The following is a 15,693-nucleotide window of genomic DNA, read 5'->3' as shown; positions in this document are numbered from 1 at the left end:
CAGCACGGTAACCGGCTACTCCGTTCGTGTCCATCCACCATTTAGTGAACACGCACGGTGATGGCCCCCGGCCGGAGCCGAGGGCCATCGCAGGGTTACCGCTGATCAATCAGGGTGTGTCACACGCCCGCGGTCCGCCGGATCCAGTCGCGGTAGGGGGCGTGGTTGATGCTGGTGTAGTTCGAGACGGTCTCACGGTTCGAGGTCGACGCCACGCCGACCTGACGGCCGTTGGCGAACATCGGGCCGCCGGAGTCTCCACCTGCAGCGATGCCGTCGATGCGGTACACGCTGATCGCGACGCCACCGCGGTAGTCCCGACCGTTGGTGCTCGTGACCCGCGTGTTCGCGACCTTCAGGTAGCGGGACTGGCAGTTGATCTCCGGCTGGTTCCTGCAGGTGGCGCCCCAGCCGTAGAGCTGCACGGTCTGGCCGTTCTGAACGCTCGCGACGAGCGGGGAGAACGGGCCGGACATCGACGGCGTCACCTTGACCAGTGCCAGGTCGGCCGACGAATGCTTGATGACCTGAGTACCGGTCACCATCTCGCCGCCGGACGTCTGGTCCAGGCTGCCCGCGCGGAACGTGTACCTGGCGGAAGTCGACGCCACGCAGTGCTCAGCGGTCAGGATCCACTGAGGTGCGATCTTCGTCGCCGAGCAGTTCTCCCGCCCGTTGGCGAACAGACGCGCCGCGTAGGGGAAGTTCGACGCGTAGCTGCCACCGATGATCATCGGCGACATTTCCGGGTCCTCGGGGGCGGCCGAGGCCGTAGCAGGGGCGAGGGAGAGCGCCGCCAGGAGGGCGCCCGCGATCGCGGTCAACAAACGCATGGTTGGTCACCTCTTGAGTGCAGGGAGTGGTTAAGCAACCACGCACAGCTTCACTCGATCGTGTGACCGTGACCACCCTCCGTTAGTCGGCTTTGTCGCCTTCGTTCACATCGGCGAGGCCCATGGCCCACTGACGACCGTCGCGGGTGAACAGCAGCACGAGCACGACCACGCAGTAGATGCCGCCCAACGAGCCGAGAAGCTGCTGTTCGGACGGCCCGTACGCGTACCAGGCACAGCCCAGAAGCAGCAGCTGCGTGACGATGACGGGCGTGCGCGCGCCGTGGTGACCGCAGAACAACATGACCGACGCGAAGATCACCCCGCCGAACCAGAGCACGAGCACACCGGCGGCCCCGAGTATCGGGGCCGCGGACGGGGCACCCTGAATCACCCGCACGACAAGCGCAACGGCCAGCGCGATCCCGCCCAGGCCCTGCAGCAAGGTGAGCACGGCGGCGGTGCGCACAGCGCGCGGCGGCGCCGGGGTCCCAGTGGTCACAGGAGACCTTTCCTCACGTTCTGTACTGGTCACGGATCGTAGGCCACCCGGTTGGAGGTCTCACTTGGCACGTCCGGCGAGGGAAGATCAAGGGGCCTTCAGCGAGCCGGCGGTCGTCCGGGGTGCACTCGGCTGCGGGCCTACGCGCTGCGAGCGGAAGGGAGATTTGCGCCACTTTCGTGAAGCTGGGGCCACCCTGAGGGAGGACATGCGCGCCGCTGACGGTCACGCACTGTCTTACTCTGCAGTAGTGCGCGCTCTTCTCGTGGTGAACCCGCAGGCGACTACAACCACGCCGGCAGGCCGTGACGTGTTGGCGCACGCACTCGCCAGCGACGTGAAGCTGGAGATCATCGAAACCTGCTACCGCGGCCACGCGGCGGACGCCGCGAGCCATGCTGCGGAGGACGGGTTCGACCTGGTCATCGCCCACGGCGGCGACGGCACGGTCAACGAGGTGGTCAACGGCGTCCTGCGTGGTGGCCCACGGCCCGACAAGCCGATGATCGGTGTCGTGCCGGGCGGTTCGGCGAACGTCTTCGCGGGCGCCCTCGGGATCCCGCGCGACCCCGTCGAGGCCACACACGTCCTGCTTCAGTCGATCGAGCACGGCACCCGGCGCCGGATCGGGCTCGGCCAGGTCTTCGCGGACGTCATCGAGGGCGACAAGAGCCGCTGGTTCACCTTCAACGCGGGCATGGGCCTGGACGCCGACGTCGTCGCCGGTGTGGAGAAGAAGCGGGCCAAGGGCCGCAATGCGAGCCCCGCTCTCTATCTGAGCGTCGCGGTCAGGGCTTATGCGCAGAACGTCCGAAAGCCGCAGCACTTCACCGTCGAAGTTCCCGGAGAGCCGCCGTTCGACGATGTCGGCATGGTGTTCGTCTCGAACACCGACCCGTGGACGTACTTCGGCGACAGGGCGATCCAGCTCAACCCCAGCACGTCGTTCGACGGAGGCCTGGGTCTGAGCGCGCTCAAGACCCTGCGCGTGCCCACCGTCGGCCGCTACATCGCCCAGGTCCTCGCCACCGGGAATCCAAAGGGCGGGAATCTCGTTCGGCGCGACGACGTCGGTTATGTAAGAGTGAAGTGCGAGGAGCCCGCCAACCTCCAGGTCGACGGTGATTTCCTCGGCACGACCACTGCGGTGGAGTTCCGGGCGGTCCCGGACGCGTTGACTGTTGCCGTATAAGCGGCTTGACGGTCCGTGATCGGTTCGTGACTGTCTCGGTACCCACCCGGGATGTACTGCAATCGAGCGACAGCAGAGCGTTAAACCCCAGGTGAACGCTGTCGATCTTTTGGGTGAGTTCACTCACCGGGTCAGTGCTAACCCCTTGACATCCCAGCCGTTCGTGAAAGCATTCACAAGCACCCCAAAACGACCGCTGACAACCGGCGTGCCCTTGTGCGCGCCTAGCTGAGGAGTAGTTCCAATGGACTGGCGCCACCGCGCGATCTGCCGCGACGAGGACCCCGAGCTGTTCTTCCCCGTTGGGAACAGTGGTCCCGCGCTGCTTCAGATCGCCGAGGCGAAGACCGTCTGCCGCCGCTGCCCCGTCGTCTCCGACTGCCTCGCGTGGGCGCTCGAGAGCGGCCAGGACGCCGGCGTCTGGGGCGGGATGAGCGAAGACGAGCGCCGCGCTCTCAAGCGCCGCAACGCCCGTACGCGGGCTCGCAGCAACGCCTGACCAGGCAGTTAGCCGCGAAGTTCAGCTAAAAAAGTAGAGCCCGACACCGTGCCAGGTGTCGGGCTCTTCTTTTGTTTGCACACCCTCCCGCATGACCACGTGAGACCGCTGAGGCTGGTCGTCACGTGTGCACGGCGTTAGTTTAGCGCCGCCCTCTGAGCGGTACGCGCAGGACCGCCTCTGTACCGCCTCGGGGCCTTCGCCGCAAGCTCAACGAGCCTCTCAATTCGGAATCAACAAGGGTCCGAACGATCTGCAAACCGAGACGATCGGTGCGCTCCAGGGAGAAACCGGGCGGAAGCCCCTTCCCGTCGTCGGAGATCGTCACGTCGAGCCACTTGGCGGACCGCTCGGAGTGCACGACGACCTCCCCGCGCTGGCCAGGGGCGTAGGCGTGCTCGAACGCGTTCTGCACGAGCTCGGTCAGGACCATCACCAGCGGGGTCGCGATCTCGGCAGGGACGATCCCGAACCCGCCTTCGCGGCGGACCTTCACCTGGGTCTCGGTGACCGCCACGTCGCTCATCATCGGGATCACCTTGTCGACCACGTCGTCAAGATCGACTCGCTCGTCGACCGACATCGACAACGTCTCGTGAACCAGTGCGATGGAAGTCACACGGCGGACCGACTCGGCCAGCGCCTCCTTCGCCTCCGGGTTCGTCAACCTGCGGCTTTGCAACCTGAGCAACGCCGCGACGGTCTGCAGGTTGTTCTTCACCCGGTGGTGGATCTCGCGGATCGTGGCGTCCTTGGACATCAACGCGCGGTCACGCCGGCGCACCTCGGTGACGTCGCGGCACAGCACGATCGCACCTGCGGCCTGGCCACGTGGCCGAAGGGGCAAGGAACGGAACAGCACTGCGGCACCGCGCCGTGACTCGGCCTCCATGCGCATGGACGGCTGACCGTCCAGTGCCTGCCTTATGCGCTGAGCGACCTCGGTGGCGTCGAACGGGTCCCCGATCAGGCTGCGGGTCAACGGCGCCAGGTGCACGCCGACGAGGTCCGAGGCGTGCCCCATGCGGTGGTACGCCGACAGCGCGTTCGGCGACGCGAACACCACCGCACCGGACGGATCGAGCCTGATCAGGCCATCACCGACGCGCGGACTGGTGTGCACGTCCGGCGACGGCTCGGGCGCGGGGAACGTTCCGTCCGCGATCATCTGGCACAGGTCGGCCGCACTGCCGAGGTACGAGATCTCCAACGGCGACGGCACCCGCGGCACCGCCAGGTTCGTGCTGCGGCTCAGCACCGCGATGACCTGGGCGCCCAGCCGCACCGGGATGGTTTCGCGCCGCACCGGCACACCCAGGTGCCAGCGCGGGTCCTCCTCGCGGCAGATTCGCGACTCGTCGATGGCCCGGCGCAGCTGCGGGTGCTCCTCGGCGGCCACCTCGCTGCCGACGACGTCCTCGGGGTGCGCGGTCGGTGCCGTCGTCGGACGGGCCTGCGCGACGCAGAGGAACTTCTGGTTGTCCAGCGGCACGTACATGAGGAAGTCCGCGAACGACAGGTCGGAGAGGAGCTGCCACTCGGCGACGACCAGCTGGAGGTGGTCGACGGCGGCACCGGAGAGCTTCGTGTGCTCGGCCAGCAGGTCCGTGAGCGTGCTCAGAACTCCTCCATGTCAAGATGTCACTGTGTTCGACTGGTCGGCTGGGCCGACCATTTTGAATCAGTGACCAGCAGGTCGGCCCAGCCGACGTGTGGGTGAAGCAGTTCGATCCTAGGAGACACAGATGTCGAAGCGTGCCCGCAAGCGCCGCGACCGCAAGAAGGGTGGCGCGAACCACGGGAAGCGCCCCAACGCCTGAGTGCTGCGAAAAGGCCTGGTCACCAGCTCGGTGACCAGGCCTTTACGTTTGCGGGCGAGAGCTCAGCCCTCGCTGCGGATCTCCACGATCGTGGCGCGGATGCGCGCCTTCAGGTCCGACGGGGCGAGATCCCCGCCGCACTTGCGCGCGAGCAGCGCCTTGAGGTGCTCCTCCAGCCCGAACTGCTCCAGGCACGGATGGCACTCGTCGAGGTGCGTCTGCAGGGCCTGACGACGCTGCTGGTCGCACTCCTGGTCGAGGAACAACCAGACCTCGGACAGGACCTCTGAGCAATCGGTGTCGTGGGGTTCGCCGCAGTTCATGACCCGTCTCCGTTGTTGCCTCGGAGGAAACCACGCTCACGTGCGACGTCGGCCAGCATGTCGCGGAGCTGGCGACGGCCCCGGTGCAACCGGGACATCACCGTGCCGATCGGGGTGCCCATGATGTCTGCGATCTCCTTGTACGCGAAGCCTTCGACATCGGCGAGGTAGACCGCGATCCGGAACTCCTCCGGCAACCGCTGCAATGCTTCCTTGACGTCGCTGTCGGGCAGGTTGTCGAGTGCCTCGACCTCTGCGCTGCGCAGCCCGGTCGAGGTGTGGCTCTCCGCCTGCGCCAGCTGCCAGTCAGTGATCTCGTCCGTAGGCTGCTGGAGAGGCTGACGCTGCTTCTTGCGGTAGCCGTTGATGTAGGTGTTGGTGAGGATCCGGTACAGCCACGCCTTGAGGTTCGTGCCCTCCGAAAAGGACTCGAACGCCGAGTAGGCCTTGAGGAACGTCTCCTGCACCAGGTCCTCGGCATCAGCCGGGTTGCGCGTCATGCGCAAGGCCGCCGAGTACAGCTGGTCGAGCATCGGCATCGCGTCGCGCTCGAAACGCGCGGCACGCTCCGCCGTCGTCTCCGTTGTGCCGGTGGCGGGCACCGCGCTCCCTTCCCAATGGTCCTGGGTCGGTAGTGATGCTACGCGGGGCCGCTCGAGCATGTTCGTCACCACGTCCTGGGTAACAACGGAAGTGCTGGTAGTAATTCCGCATGGCCGGACGTGGGACGCCCGCCACAGCGCTGCTGGACAAGCAGCGGGTGGCGCACACCTTGCACTCGTACGAGCACGACCCCCGCCACGAGTCCTACGGGCTCGAGGCGGCGGAGGCGCTCGGGCTGGTGCCGGAACGCGTTTTCAAGACGCTCGTGGCCGAAGTGGACGGCAAGCTCGCGGTCGGCGTCGTGCCGGTGACCGCGCAGCTCGACCTGAAGGGTCTCGCCGCGGCGTTGAAGGGCAAGAAGGCCAAGATGGCCGTCGTCGCCGACGCCGAACGCGCCACCGGGTACGTCGCGGGCGGGATCTCCCCGCTGGGGCAGAAGAAGCGGCTGCCGATCGTGGTGGACGAGTCGGCGCTGGGCTTCGACACGATGTTCTGCAGTGCCGGGCGGCGCGGACTCGAGGTGGAGATCGCGCCGGCCGAGCTGGTGCGGCTGACCGGTGCCGTGGTGGCGTCGATCAGCGCCTAGCGTCCGACCCAGGTGGCGATGCAGACCTCGTTGCCCTCGGCGTCCGCCAGCACCCACCAGCTCGGCGCGTGGCTGTCGTCCTTGAGGGTGCCGCCCGCTCGCAACGCTTGCTGGACGCGTTGCTCAGCCTGGTCGTGCGGTACCGACACGTCGATGTGCAGGCGGTTGCGGTCTGTTCGCGGCACGTCCATGTCCTGGAACCAGATGCCGGGTCCCTGCCCGCGCGGGTCGACGACGTCCTCGTCGCCTTCCGGCTCGTACCCGAGCACCGCCAGCCAGAACGGCATGACGCCGGCGCTGACCAGTGCGTCGAGGGTGAGGCCGACGTGCTGGAGCCGGACCGGTTCCGGAGTGGCACCGAGCTCGCGCGCCCTCGCGGAGATGCGCCGGGCCTCGTCGATGCTCGCCTCGGTGAGCGGAAGGCGGACGGTGATGCCGTCCGGCCGGATGTCCGCCGTGTCCGTGACCAGGTGCTTGATCTGGTCGAACGTGCCGCGGAAGTACGCACACGCGCCCGAGGTGAGCACCCGCCAGTCGGCAACGCCCTCGGCCGCGTGGAACTCCGCCGCGGTGATCGGCCTACTCACCGACCTGGCCGTCGATCGCCTCGCGGATCAGGTCGGCGTGGCCGTTGTGCCGCGAGTACTCCTCGATCATGTGGGTCAGGATCCAGCGCAGGCTCGGCACCCGGCCGTCCCGCCACGGCGCACGCTTGGCCAGCTGGCCGAGGTCACCGGTTTCGAGGGCTTCCGCGACGGCCTTGCGGGAGCGGTCGACCTCCTCCTGCCACAGAGCGATCAGCTGCTCCGGGGTGTCCTGAGCGGCGGAGTGCCAGTCCCAGTCGTTGTCGGCCTTCCAGTCGACGCCCGCCCACGGCTCCAGCGGCTCGCGGTCGTGCAGCACGACGTGGAACCACTGCTGTTCGACGTACACGAGGTGCTTGAGCATGCCGCCGAGCGTCATCGACGACTTCGCGGTCGTCGCGTTGAACTGCTCGGCGGTGAGGCCTGCGGTCTTCCACGCGAGGGTGGCGCGCTGGAACTCCAGGAAGCCGCTCAGGGTGGCGAGCTCGTCGCCGTCCATCGGTGGTTCCGGGCGGCCCTGCTCGTCGAAGTCGGTCATGGGCGTGATCACAGCCCATTGCGTACAGTGCCACCAGATGGTTTAGACCATTCAGGGAGGCAGGCATGCGCATCCTCGACCTCGACCGCACCGGGCTCGCCGCCCTCCGCGGCCAGGACCTCACCAGGGCGGTGGCCGCGTCCGAGGGACGGACCATGGTCGCCGAGGTGTTCGCGGATCGCGCCGCGCTGTCGTTCGACGGCCAGACCGGCGTGCACAACGCCGAGCTGATGGCCGCGTTCGGTGCCGACGTCATCGTGCTGAACATGATCGACCGGGTCTGGGACGGCACGACGTTCCGCTTCCCCGGTCTCGGCGAACTGCCCGGCCTGCACGCGCTGGCTGAGAAGATCGGCCGTCCGATCGGCGTGAACCTGGAGCCGGGCACCGTTCCCGAACTGCGCAAGGCCACTCGTGCCAACGCTCAGCGGCTCGCCGACGCCGGTGCCGCGCTCATCGTGCTGACCGCCAACCCCAGCACCGACGGTTCGCTCGGCGGCATGGCCAGGGCGACCGAGGAGATCCGGACCGACGCCGCGCTCTGGGTCGGCAAGATGCACCACGCGGGTCACCCGGAGCCGATCACCGCGCGGAAGCTCGCGAACCTCGTCGACGCTGGCGCGGACGGCGTCATCCTCCCGATCCCCGGCACGCTGCCCGGTGTCACGAGAGAGGCCGCCGCCGAAGCCGTCGCGGCCGTCCACGAGAAGAACGCGATCGTCATGGGCGCGATCGGTACGTCACAGGAAGGCGCGCACACCAACGTTGTGCCGCAGCTGGCCCTGACGGCCAAGGAGATCGGCGTCGACGCGCACCACATCGGCGACTGCTTCCTGCCGGGCATGGGCGACCCCGAGCTGCTCTACGCCTACTCGGTGGCCGTCCGGGGCCGCAGGCACACGTGGACCCGGATGGCGCGCTAGTCCAACGGCCTGAGCACGCGGTCCAGCCACTCGCCGACGGACCGGCCCACGTCCGCGACGGACGCCTTCAGCGAGTGGTCACCCTTCAGCAGCACCACTTCGCGATGATGGCCTCGCGGGGGCAGGCCGAACGGGTCGTTCTCGCCCTGCACGACCAGGGTGGCGACCTCGACACCGTCCAGCTCCGCCAGGCGGGACTTCTCCGGCTTGCCCGGCGGGTGCACCGGGAACGCCAGGCACAGCACCGCCACCGCCTGCCCCTCGACCGACGTCCGGCAGGCCACCCGCGCGCCCGACGACCTGCCCCCGAACACCAGGGGAAGGCCGTCGAACCAGCGCTCGCCCAGGTCGTCGACGACGGACAGCCAGGCGGTGTCGAGCTGCGTGGCCGGTGCGGGGGCACGACGGCCCGCGACGCGGTACGGCTGCTCGATCAGCGCCACGTGCACGCCGACGGCGTTCGCGGCGTGGCACGCGGCGACCAGATCCGGGGCTTCGACGCCACCGCCGGCGCCGTGGCCCAGCAGCAGTGCCGCGCGCGGTTCGTGGGCACAGTGCAGTGAGGCCCGCGCCGGACCGTGCGGGGTGTCCACCAACAGCGTCGTCACGACAGCTCGAACAACGTGGGTGAGGGCTTCTCTTCTTCGTTGAGAGAGACGCGTTCCATCAGAGACGGATTGTTGTTCTTCACGCTGTTCACCGCCATCGACACAGGACGCAACTCCAGCGCGTCGACAATCGAGGGATCCGGGGCCAGCAGCTCGGACGGGTCCTGCGACGTCGGGTCGAGCCACGCCGACCAACGGTCCTGAGGCAGCAGCAATGGCATGCGGTGGTGCACCTCGGTCATCGCGCCGATGGCGTCCGTGGTGAGCACCGCGCACGTGACCGTCGGGACGTCGTCCTTCCACCACACCGACCAGATGCCGGCCATCGCGAGCGAAGCGCCGTCGCCGAGGGTGATGAAGTACGGCTGTTTGCGCCCCTCGCCCGGCTGCCATTCGTACCAGCCGTCGGCGGGCAGGATGCAGCGGCGCTTCATCGCGGACTGCTTGTAGGCGGGCTTCTCCAGCACGCTCTCCGCACGGGCGTTGATCATCTTGGCCGCGCCGGAGAGGTCCTTGGCCCAGTGCGGGACCAGGCCCCAGCGCATCACGCGAATGCTGCGCTCCACCTCGGCAGCGTCTTCTGCGGGTTTGCGCTCGACCACCGCCATGACGTGCTTGGTGGGAGCGATGTTGTAGTCCGCCCCTGGCGCCTCGTCGCCGGTTCCGTCCACCGCGTCGAACTCGGCCGCCAGCAGCGCCGGGTCCTTGGTGGAGGCGTACCTACCACACAAAACCGATCACCTCCGAAGTCGTCATCGTCGCACGTCGGGAACACCTGTGCGAGCCACGCCACCGGCCATGCGGGATCATTCACGCATGACTCAGCACTGGTCAGCCCCCAGCGCAGCCGGCCCAGTCCACGCGACCGTGCCGGTGCCCGGCTCGAAGTCGATCACGAACCGCGTTCTGGTGCTCGCGGCACTGGCCGACGGGCCCTCCGCGGTGCACGCGCCGTTGCGCAGCCGGGACACCGTGTTGATGGCTGCCGCGCTCTCCTCCCTCGGGGTGGGTTTCGCCGATCGCGAGGACGGTGGCTGGGACGTGACGCCCGCCCCGTTGCGCGGACCGGCCGACGTCGACTGCGGCCTCGCGGGCACGGTCATGCGGTTCCTGCCGCCCGCCGCCGCGATCGCCGAGGGTGAGATCCGGTTCGACGGCGACCCGCACGCACGCAAGCGGCCGATGAGCACCGTGCTGGGTGCGTTGCGCTCGCTGGGTGCGGACGTCGAGGGCGACGCGCTGCCGTTCACGTTGCGCGGCACGGGATCGCTGGCCGGTGGCGAGGTGACGATCGACGCGTCGGGCTCGTCGCAGTTCGTGTCGGGGCTGCTGCTGTCCGGTGCGCGGTACGACAAGGGCGTGACGGTGCGCCACGACGGCAAGCCCGTGCCTTCGTTGCCGCACATCGACATGACGGTCGAGACGCTGCGTTCGGCCGGCGTCCGGGTGGAGACCGAAGCGAACCTGTGGCACGTCGAGCCGGGCCCGATCGCCGCGCGCACGTGGCACGTGGAGCCGGACCTGTCGAACGCGACGGTGTTCCTCGCGGCGGCCGCGGTGACCGGTGGCGAGGTGACGGTTCCGCATTGGCCGGCCAGGACCACGCAGGCCGGCGACGCGGTGCGCGACATCCTGCAGCGGATGGGCTGTTCCGTCGAGCTGTCGGACGAGGGTCTGACGGTGCGCGGCCCCGCGAAGCTGTCCGGTCTGGACATCGACCTGCACGACGAGAGCGAGCTGACGCCGACGGTCGCGGCGCTGGCGGCGCTGGCCGAGGGGCGGACGGTCATCCGCGGTGTCGCGCACATCCGCGGCCACGAGACGGACCGGATCGCGGCGCTCGTCAACGAGATCAACGCGCTGGGCGGCAACGCGTCCGAGACCGAGGACGGCCTGATCATCGAACCCGCGCCGCTGCACGGCGGGGTGTGGCAGGCCTACGCCGACCACCGGATGGCGACCGCGGGCGCGATCGTCGGGCTGGTGGTGCCGGGCGTCTCGGTGGACGACATCGGCAGCACGACCAAGACGATTCCCGATTTCCCAGGCATGTGGAACGCCATGCTCACGGAGGCGCGTTGAAGTGAGCAAGCGGGACTGGCGCAAGCTCGACGAGTCCGACGTTCGCGTGCGCCCCGGCAAGGGCACGCGGCCACGCAGCAAGAGACGGCCCGAACACGCCGACGCCGAGAGCGCGATGGTGATCGGCGTGGACCGGGGCCGCTGGACGTGTGCGCTGGAGTCCGGTGTCATCGTCACCGCCATGCGTGCGCGCGAACTCGGCCGCACGCCCGTGGTGGTGGGCGACCAGGTCGGCATCGTCGGTGACACGTCGGGTCAGCCGGACACGCTGGCCCGGATCGTGCGCGTCGAGGAGCGGACCTCGGTGCTGCGCCGGACCGCGGACGACACCGATCCGTTCGAACGCGTCGTCGTCGCGAACGCCTCCCAGCTCATCATGGTGGTCGCGCTGGCCGATCCCCCGCCGCGCACGGGTTTCATCGACCGGTGCCTGGTCGCCGCCTACGCGGGCGGCCTGGAACCGGTGCTGTGCCTGACGAAGTCGGACCTCGCTTCCGCGGACGAGCTGCTGGCGCTGTACACCGAGCTCGACGTGCCGGTGATCGTGACGCGGTTCGACGAGGAGCCAGCCGCCCTGCGCGCCAGGTTGACGGACACGGTGTCGTGCCTGATCGGCCACTCCGGCGTCGGCAAGTCCACTTTGGTCAACAAGCTGGTGCCGGACGCGAACCGGGCGGTGGGCGTGGTGTCCGGCGTCGGCAAGGGCCGGCACACCTCGACGCAGGCCGTGGCGCTGCGGCTGCCGGAAGGCGGCTGGGTCGTGGACACCCCGGGCATCCGCTCGTTCGGCCTCGCGCACATCACGCCGGACGACATCGTGAAGGCGTTCCCGGACTTCGCGGAGGCGGCGGAGGAGTGCCCGCCCGGCTGCGGCCACCTGGGTGCGCCGGAGGACCCCGGCTGCATGCTGGACGAACTGGTGCCGGACGCGCCCGGCCGCCTGACGTCGTTGCGGCGGCTGCTCGCGTCCCGCGCGGGGCTGGACGACCACGCGGATTGAGCTTGCGCCCGTCAGTCACACTTCCGGCGTGAACAGACAGCTGGGGGTTCTCTCGCTGGTGGCCGGGGTGGTGGGGCGTGACGTCCGACCCGCGGAGTCAGACGAGCACCGGTGTCGTGGTGACCGAACCGTCGGCCGACCGGGTCCTCGCGGTGAGCGCCGAGCGGACACCGCCCGGGTACGACATCGGGATGGTCGCTCGCACCAAGACCGTCGCGATCCTGCGAGAGTTGGTGTCGTGATCAGGTACCTGGGACTCGTCGCGCTGGTGGCGTTGACGGCGTGCACCGCGGAACAGCCCGCTCCCCCGAAGTTCGAGGACACCGACCCGTGCACGCTGCTCGCGTCCGGCGACGCGGGCAACCTCAAGGGTGCGGCCAAGGGCGAGCGGGCGTGCGACTTCACGTTCGACTCGCTGACCGTGCGGCTGACGCTGCGGACCGAGAAGTTCGCGGACGCGTCGCAGCCGTTGCTGTCCGACGGTGGCTACGGCGCGGTGGTCAACGACCACCCGATGACCCGCCGTTGCACCGATGAGTCCGGGACGGTGACGTGCGAGGGCGTCGTCGAGGCGCGGGACGGTCAGCTGATCGGGCTGAAGGTGGTCCAGCGCAGCCACGACCTCAACGTGGTCGGACAGGTCACCCAGGGTCTCGCTGCCAAGGCACTGGAAAGGCTGCCGAAGTGAGGCGCTGGCTGCCCTTCGTGCTTCTGCTCACGGGCTGCAGCGCCGCACCGGTGGCGACCGCGCCCTCCAGCACCACGACCGAGACGACAACGACGACGGTCGCCACGACCTCGCCGCGCATCGACACACCGCGCAAGCTCGCCGGCGCCGACCCGTGCCAGATGCTCACCGCCGCGGACCTCGGCGGGACGTTGTTCGGCAGCCCTCAGCCGCACCCGGCCGTCCCGCGGTCCTGCCTGATGCAGGTGGGTCCCGGCACGGAGAAGGACATGATGGTCCTGGTGGCGTTCGGGGACGCTTATGTGCGGCCGGACAAGGCCGTGGAGATGCTGATCGGCGACGGTCACTCGGCAGCGACGTCGTGTGCCGCCACGCCTCAAGGCATGGAGTGCACGACGCTCGTGGCGATCAACGCGACCGAGTCGCTGAAGGTGGTCGTGCGCCTGCCGGACGGCAACGCGGACCAGGTCGCTTCCATCGTGCAGGAACACGCGAAGGATGCGTTCGCCCGAGTGCCTGTCACGTCCTGACGCGCTGTCTCGTCCACTGGTCATGAAGGTATTCGTGATCGGTGCGACGGGTGTGCTCGGACGGGAAGCGGTGCCGCGGCTGCGGGCGGCGGGACACGAGGTGGGGGTGCTGGACCGGCACACGACCTCGATGTTCGACGCAGGGCAGCTCGTGAAGGCGCTCACGGGCTACGACGCCGTCATCAACCTGGCCACCCGCATCCCGCTCACCGCGAAGGCGGTCATGGCCAGTGCCTGGGCGGAGAACAACCGCATCCGCACCGAGGGCAGCGCCGCGCTCGTCGAGGCGGCTCAGCGCGCGGGCGTCGAACGGATCGTGCAGGAGGGCATCTCGTTCGTGTACGCGGACGGCGGCGACCGCGAGCTCGACGAGACAGCGCCCATCGAGCCGGTCGGGCACGTCGCGAGCTCGGTGCAGGCGCAGCGGAACGTGCTCGGGCACCCCGGCGGGGTGTTCCTGCGCATCGGGCTGCTGATGGGCGGCGAGGCCATGTCGCCGCCGGTGCTCGTGGGCGACGGGTGGATGTCGGTCGTGCACCCCGGAGACGCGGCAGCCGCGGCCATCGCGGTGCTGGACGCGCCTCCGGGCATCTACAACGTCGGGTCGCCGGTGTTGAAGCGCGACCTCGGGATCACGCGGCTGCCGAAGTTCATGGGCAGGTTCGCCGCGTCGTTCGAGGTCTTCGCGCGGTCGCAGCGGGTGGTGAGCACGAAGCTCACCGACGCCACCGGCTGGAAACCACGGGTTCAGCCCATGTGCGGATAGGTGTGATCCGTCGGCGGCGCCAGCGTTTCCTTGATGGCACGCGGGCTCGTCCAGCGCTGCAGGTTGTAGATCGAGCCCGCCTTGTCGTTGGTGCCGGAGCCGCGCGAGCCACCGAACGGCTGCTGCCCGACGACCGCGCCCGTCGGCTTGTCGTTGACGTAGAAGTTGCCCGCCGCGAACCGCAAAGCCTTGTGCGCCTGTGCGACCGCCGCCCGGTCGCGCGCGAAGACGGCGCCGGTCAACGCGTACGGCGTGGAGTTCTCGATGGTCTCCATGATGTTCGGGAAGTCCGCGTCCTCGTAGACGTGCACGGCGAGGATCGGGCCGAAGTACTCGGTCGTGAAGATGTCGTGGTGCGGGTCGGTGCCCAGCAGCACCGTCGGGTCGACGAAGTAGCCCACCGAGTCGTCGCACGTGCCGCCCGCCAGCACCTCGACCGAGGTGGACGCGGACGCCATCAGCAGCGCGTCCTTGTGCTTTGCGAACGCGCGGTGGTCGATCACCGCGCCGCCGAACGCCGACAGGTCCGTCACATCGCCGTACGACAGGGACTTCGTGACGTCGAGCAGCCGTTCACGAACCTCGCTCTCCCACAACGACTGCGCGACGTACGCCCGCGACGCCGCCGAACACTTCTGGCCCTGGTACTCGAAAGCGCCGCGAACCAGCCCCGTGACGAGAGCCTTGGGATCAGCGGAAGCGTGCGCCAGCACGAAGTCCTTGCCACCGGTCTCGCCGACGACGCGCGGGTAGGCGCGGTAGTGGTCGAGGTTGCTCGCCATGGTCTGCCACAGCGCCTTGAACGTGCGCGTGGACCCGGTGAAGTGCAGTCCCGCGAAGAACCTGTCCCGCAACGCCACCTCGCTCACCGCCTGGCCGTCACCGGTGACGAGGTTGATCACGCCCGGCGGCAGACCGGCCTCTTCGAGCATCCGCATGGTGTAGTGCGCGGCGAGCTGCTGCGTCGGCGACGGCTTCCACACCACGGTGTTGCCCATCAGCGCGGGCGCGAGCGGCAGGTTCCCGGCGATGGCCGTGAAGTTGAACGGCGTGATCGCCACGACGAACCCGTCGAGCGGCCGGTGGTCCATCCGGTTCCACACGCCGGGGCTGCTCGCCGGCTGCTCCTCGAGGATCCGCCGCCCGAAGTGGACGTTGAACCGCAGAAAGTCGATCAGCTCGCACGCCGAGTCGATCTCGGCCTGCTGCACGGACTTCGACTGCCCGAGAATCGTGGCGGCGTTGAGCGTGTCGCGCCACGGCCCGCTCAGCAGCTCGGCCGCCCTGAGCAGCACCGCTGCGCGTTCGTCGTACGGCAGCTCCTGCCAGCCCGGCGCAGCGTGCTGGGCAGCTCGCATGGCCTCCGCGACATCGGACTTCGTCGCCTGTGCGGTCACACCGAGCACGTGCCGGTGATCATGCGGCTGAACCACGTCGACGCGATCGCCACCAGCCATGCGCTGCTGACCGCCGATGGTCATGGTCAGCTCGTGGGTGATGCCTTCAAGCTCTGAGATGCGCGCCTGCAGACTGGCGCGTTCTGCGCTACCAGGAGCGTAGGTGTGCACCGGCTCGTTGACCGGTTCGGGTGCAGACGTTACGGCGTCCATTCCCCC

Annotated in this window: 21 protein-coding genes; 11 read left to right on the top strand and 10 right to left on the bottom strand. The window is 68.9% G+C overall.

Annotated elements, in window-relative coordinates; genetic code table 11:
* Nucleotides 1-119: 119 nt before the first annotated feature.
* Both ABFX45_RS10970 and ABFX45_RS10965 read right to left on the bottom strand, forming a co-directional pair.
* Nucleotides 120-833, bottom strand: coding sequence for a S1 family peptidase (locus ABFX45_RS10970; RefSeq protein ID WP_109639262.1), 714 nt, complete (start codon nt 831-833; stop codon nt 120-122).
* A gap of 82 nt (nt 834-915) precedes the next feature.
* The gene (locus ABFX45_RS10965; RefSeq protein ID WP_346129384.1) at nt 916-1,335 is read right to left on the bottom strand and encodes a hypothetical protein; all 420 of its coding nucleotides are present in this window, start codon (nt 1,333-1,335) and stop codon (nt 916-918) included.
* Between the two features lie 250 nt (nt 1,336-1,585).
* Between ABFX45_RS10965 and ABFX45_RS10960 the strand changes: the two genes are divergently transcribed.
* Both ABFX45_RS10960 and ABFX45_RS10955 read left to right on the top strand, forming a co-directional pair.
* Nucleotides 1,586-2,527, top strand: a complete 942-nt coding sequence (locus ABFX45_RS10960) for a diacylglycerol/lipid kinase family protein (RefSeq protein ID WP_346129382.1) — start codon at nt 1,586-1,588, stop codon at nt 2,525-2,527.
* 244 nt (nt 2,528-2,771) lie between these two features.
* Entirely contained in the window at nt 2,772-3,026 is a 255-nt protein-coding gene (locus tag ABFX45_RS10955; protein WP_015104912.1) for a WhiB family transcriptional regulator, read from the top strand.
* Nucleotides 3,027-3,168: 142 nt separating this feature from the next.
* Here the strand turns inward: ABFX45_RS10955 and ABFX45_RS10950 are convergent, their stop codons facing one another.
* Nucleotides 3,169-4,647, bottom strand: a complete 1,479-nt coding sequence (locus tag ABFX45_RS10950) for a sensor histidine kinase (RefSeq protein ID WP_109639259.1) — start codon at nt 4,645-4,647, stop codon at nt 3,169-3,171.
* 124 nt (nt 4,648-4,771) lie between these two features.
* Here ABFX45_RS10950 and ABFX45_RS46405 point away from each other — a divergent pair, with 124 nt between their 5' ends.
* Nucleotides 4,772-4,846: a 50S ribosomal protein bL37 gene (locus tag ABFX45_RS46405; RefSeq protein ID WP_096498094.1), complete on the top strand. Its 75-nt coding sequence runs from the start codon at nt 4,772-4,774 to the stop codon at nt 4,844-4,846.
* Nucleotides 4,847-4,908: 62 nt separating this feature from the next.
* On the opposite strand, the gene rsrA is transcribed toward ABFX45_RS46405, so the two are convergent.
* Nucleotides 4,909-5,169, bottom strand: a complete 261-nt coding sequence (gene rsrA, locus ABFX45_RS10945; protein ID WP_109639258.1) for a mycothiol system anti-sigma-R factor — start codon at nt 5,167-5,169, stop codon at nt 4,909-4,911.
* Nucleotides 5,166-5,831, bottom strand: a complete 666-nt coding sequence (locus tag ABFX45_RS10940) for a sigma-70 family RNA polymerase sigma factor (RefSeq protein ID WP_109639366.1) — start codon at nt 5,829-5,831, stop codon at nt 5,166-5,168. Before ABFX45_RS10940 ends, rsrA begins: the two co-directional genes overlap by 4 nt.
* A gap of 50 nt (nt 5,832-5,881) precedes the next feature.
* On the opposite strand from ABFX45_RS10940, the gene ybaK reads away from it, so the two are divergent.
* Nucleotides 5,882-6,358, top strand: coding sequence for a Cys-tRNA(Pro) deacylase (ybaK, locus tag ABFX45_RS10935; RefSeq protein ID WP_109639257.1), 477 nt, complete (start codon nt 5,882-5,884; stop codon nt 6,356-6,358).
* On the opposite strand, the gene ABFX45_RS10930 is transcribed toward ybaK, so the two are convergent.
* On the bottom strand, nt 6,355-6,945 hold the full coding sequence (locus tag ABFX45_RS10930) for a VOC family protein (RefSeq protein WP_112226955.1): 591 nt from the start codon (nt 6,943-6,945) through the stop codon (nt 6,355-6,357). The two genes, ybaK and ABFX45_RS10930, sit on opposite strands and share 4 nt — an antisense overlap.
* On the bottom strand, nt 6,938-7,480 hold the full coding sequence (locus ABFX45_RS10925) for a DinB family protein (RefSeq protein WP_346129378.1): 543 nt from the start codon (nt 7,478-7,480) through the stop codon (nt 6,938-6,940). Before ABFX45_RS10925 ends, ABFX45_RS10930 begins: the two co-directional genes overlap by 8 nt.
* Before the next feature lie 65 nt (nt 7,481-7,545).
* On the opposite strand from ABFX45_RS10925, the gene ABFX45_RS10920 reads away from it, so the two are divergent.
* Nucleotides 7,546-8,403, top strand: a complete 858-nt coding sequence (locus ABFX45_RS10920) for a DUF7916 family protein (RefSeq protein WP_346129376.1) — start codon at nt 7,546-7,548, stop codon at nt 8,401-8,403.
* On the opposite strand, the gene ABFX45_RS10915 is transcribed toward ABFX45_RS10920, so the two are convergent.
* Together ABFX45_RS10915 and ABFX45_RS10910 are read right to left on the bottom strand one after the other, a co-directional pair.
* Nucleotides 8,400-9,011 carry an alpha/beta hydrolase family protein gene (locus ABFX45_RS10915; protein ID WP_346129374.1) on the bottom strand — a complete coding sequence of 204 codons (612 nt, stop codon included), beginning with the start codon at nt 9,009-9,011 and terminating at the stop codon, nt 8,400-8,402. The two genes, ABFX45_RS10920 and ABFX45_RS10915, sit on opposite strands and share 4 nt — an antisense overlap.
* Nucleotides 9,008-9,742, bottom strand: coding sequence for an SOS response-associated peptidase (locus ABFX45_RS10910; protein WP_346129372.1), 735 nt, complete (start codon nt 9,740-9,742; stop codon nt 9,008-9,010). The genes ABFX45_RS10915 and ABFX45_RS10910 overlap by 4 nt, the downstream gene beginning before the upstream one ends.
* A gap of 85 nt (nt 9,743-9,827) precedes the next feature.
* Between ABFX45_RS10910 and aroA the strand changes: the two genes are divergently transcribed.
* The 6 genes from aroA to ABFX45_RS10880 all read left to right on the top strand — a co-directional run bounded on the left by aroA (nt 9,828) and on the right by ABFX45_RS10880 (nt 14,077).
* Nucleotides 9,828-11,093 carry a 3-phosphoshikimate 1-carboxyvinyltransferase gene (gene aroA / locus ABFX45_RS10905; protein ID WP_346129370.1) on the top strand — a complete coding sequence of 422 codons (1,266 nt, stop codon included), beginning with the start codon at nt 9,828-9,830 and terminating at the stop codon, nt 11,091-11,093.
* Nucleotide 11,094: 1 nt separating this feature from the next.
* Nucleotides 11,095-12,093 (top strand): ribosome small subunit-dependent GTPase A, encoded by a 999-nt coding sequence (gene rsgA / locus ABFX45_RS10900; protein WP_346129368.1) that lies wholly within the window; start codon nt 11,095-11,097, stop codon nt 12,091-12,093.
* Nucleotides 12,094-12,170: 77 nt separating this feature from the next.
* Nucleotides 12,171-12,335 carry a hypothetical protein gene (locus ABFX45_RS10895; RefSeq protein WP_170155133.1) on the top strand — a complete coding sequence of 55 codons (165 nt, stop codon included), beginning with the start codon at nt 12,171-12,173 and terminating at the stop codon, nt 12,333-12,335.
* On the top strand, nt 12,332-12,781 hold the full coding sequence (locus tag ABFX45_RS10890) for a hypothetical protein (protein WP_109639249.1): 450 nt from the start codon (nt 12,332-12,334) through the stop codon (nt 12,779-12,781). Before ABFX45_RS10895 ends, ABFX45_RS10890 begins: the two co-directional genes overlap by 4 nt.
* Nucleotides 12,778-13,311, top strand: coding sequence for a hypothetical protein (locus ABFX45_RS10885; RefSeq protein ID WP_109639248.1), 534 nt, complete (start codon nt 12,778-12,780; stop codon nt 13,309-13,311). The genes ABFX45_RS10890 and ABFX45_RS10885 overlap by 4 nt, the downstream gene beginning before the upstream one ends.
* A gap of 22 nt (nt 13,312-13,333) precedes the next feature.
* A complete protein-coding gene (locus tag ABFX45_RS10880; RefSeq protein WP_346129365.1) occupies nt 13,334-14,077 on the top strand; it encodes an NAD-dependent epimerase/dehydratase family protein in 744 nt (247 codons plus the stop codon).
* Here ABFX45_RS10880 and pruA read toward each other — a convergent pair.
* Complete coding sequence (gene pruA, locus ABFX45_RS10875) at nt 14,059-15,687, bottom strand: L-glutamate gamma-semialdehyde dehydrogenase (RefSeq protein WP_346129363.1); 1,629 nt, start codon at nt 15,685-15,687, stop codon at nt 14,059-14,061. The genes ABFX45_RS10880 and pruA overlap by 19 nt on opposite strands.
* Nucleotides 15,688-15,693: the final 6 nt, after the last annotated feature.

Origin of the sequence: Lentzea roselyniae, assembly GCF_039537795.1 — a bacterium.
GTDB classification, from domain to species: domain Bacteria; phylum Actinomycetota; class Actinomycetes; order Mycobacteriales; family Pseudonocardiaceae; genus Lentzea; species Lentzea atacamensis.
The sequence above is the reverse complement of the archived record's forward strand: the minus strand, read 5'-3'. Positions and strand labels throughout refer to the sequence as shown.

What these genes read in the sequence shown, in the direction of transcription:
- ABFX45_RS10955 (WP_015104912.1), top strand. Translation starts at nt 2,772, where the DNA reads ATGGACTGGCGCCACCGCGCGATCTGCCGCGACGAGGACCCCGAGCTG.
- ABFX45_RS10970 (WP_109639262.1), bottom strand. Translation starts at nt 833, where the DNA reads ATGCGTTTGTTGACCGCGATCGCGGGCGCCCTCCTGGCGGCGCTCTCC.
- rsrA (WP_109639258.1), bottom strand. Translation starts at nt 5,169, where the DNA reads ATGAACTGCGGCGAACCCCACGACACCGATTGCTCAGAGGTCCTGTCC.
- ABFX45_RS10920 (WP_346129376.1), top strand. Translation starts at nt 7,546, where the DNA reads ATGCGCATCCTCGACCTCGACCGCACCGGGCTCGCCGCCCTCCGCGGC.
- ybaK (WP_109639257.1), top strand. Translation starts at nt 5,882, where the DNA reads ATGGCCGGACGTGGGACGCCCGCCACAGCGCTGCTGGACAAGCAGCGG.
- ABFX45_RS10940 (WP_109639366.1), bottom strand. Translation starts at nt 5,831, where the DNA reads ATGCTCGAGCGGCCCCGCGTAGCATCACTACCGACCCAGGACCATTGG.
- aroA (WP_346129370.1), top strand. Translation starts at nt 9,828, where the DNA reads ATGACTCAGCACTGGTCAGCCCCCAGCGCAGCCGGCCCAGTCCACGCG.
- pruA (WP_346129363.1), bottom strand. Translation starts at nt 15,687, where the DNA reads ATGGACGCCGTAACGTCTGCACCCGAACCGGTCAACGAGCCGGTGCAC.
- ABFX45_RS10925 (WP_346129378.1), bottom strand. Translation starts at nt 7,480, where the DNA reads ATGACCGACTTCGACGAGCAGGGCCGCCCGGAACCACCGATGGACGGC.
- ABFX45_RS10880 (WP_346129365.1), top strand. Translation starts at nt 13,334, where the DNA reads ATGAAGGTATTCGTGATCGGTGCGACGGGTGTGCTCGGACGGGAAGCG.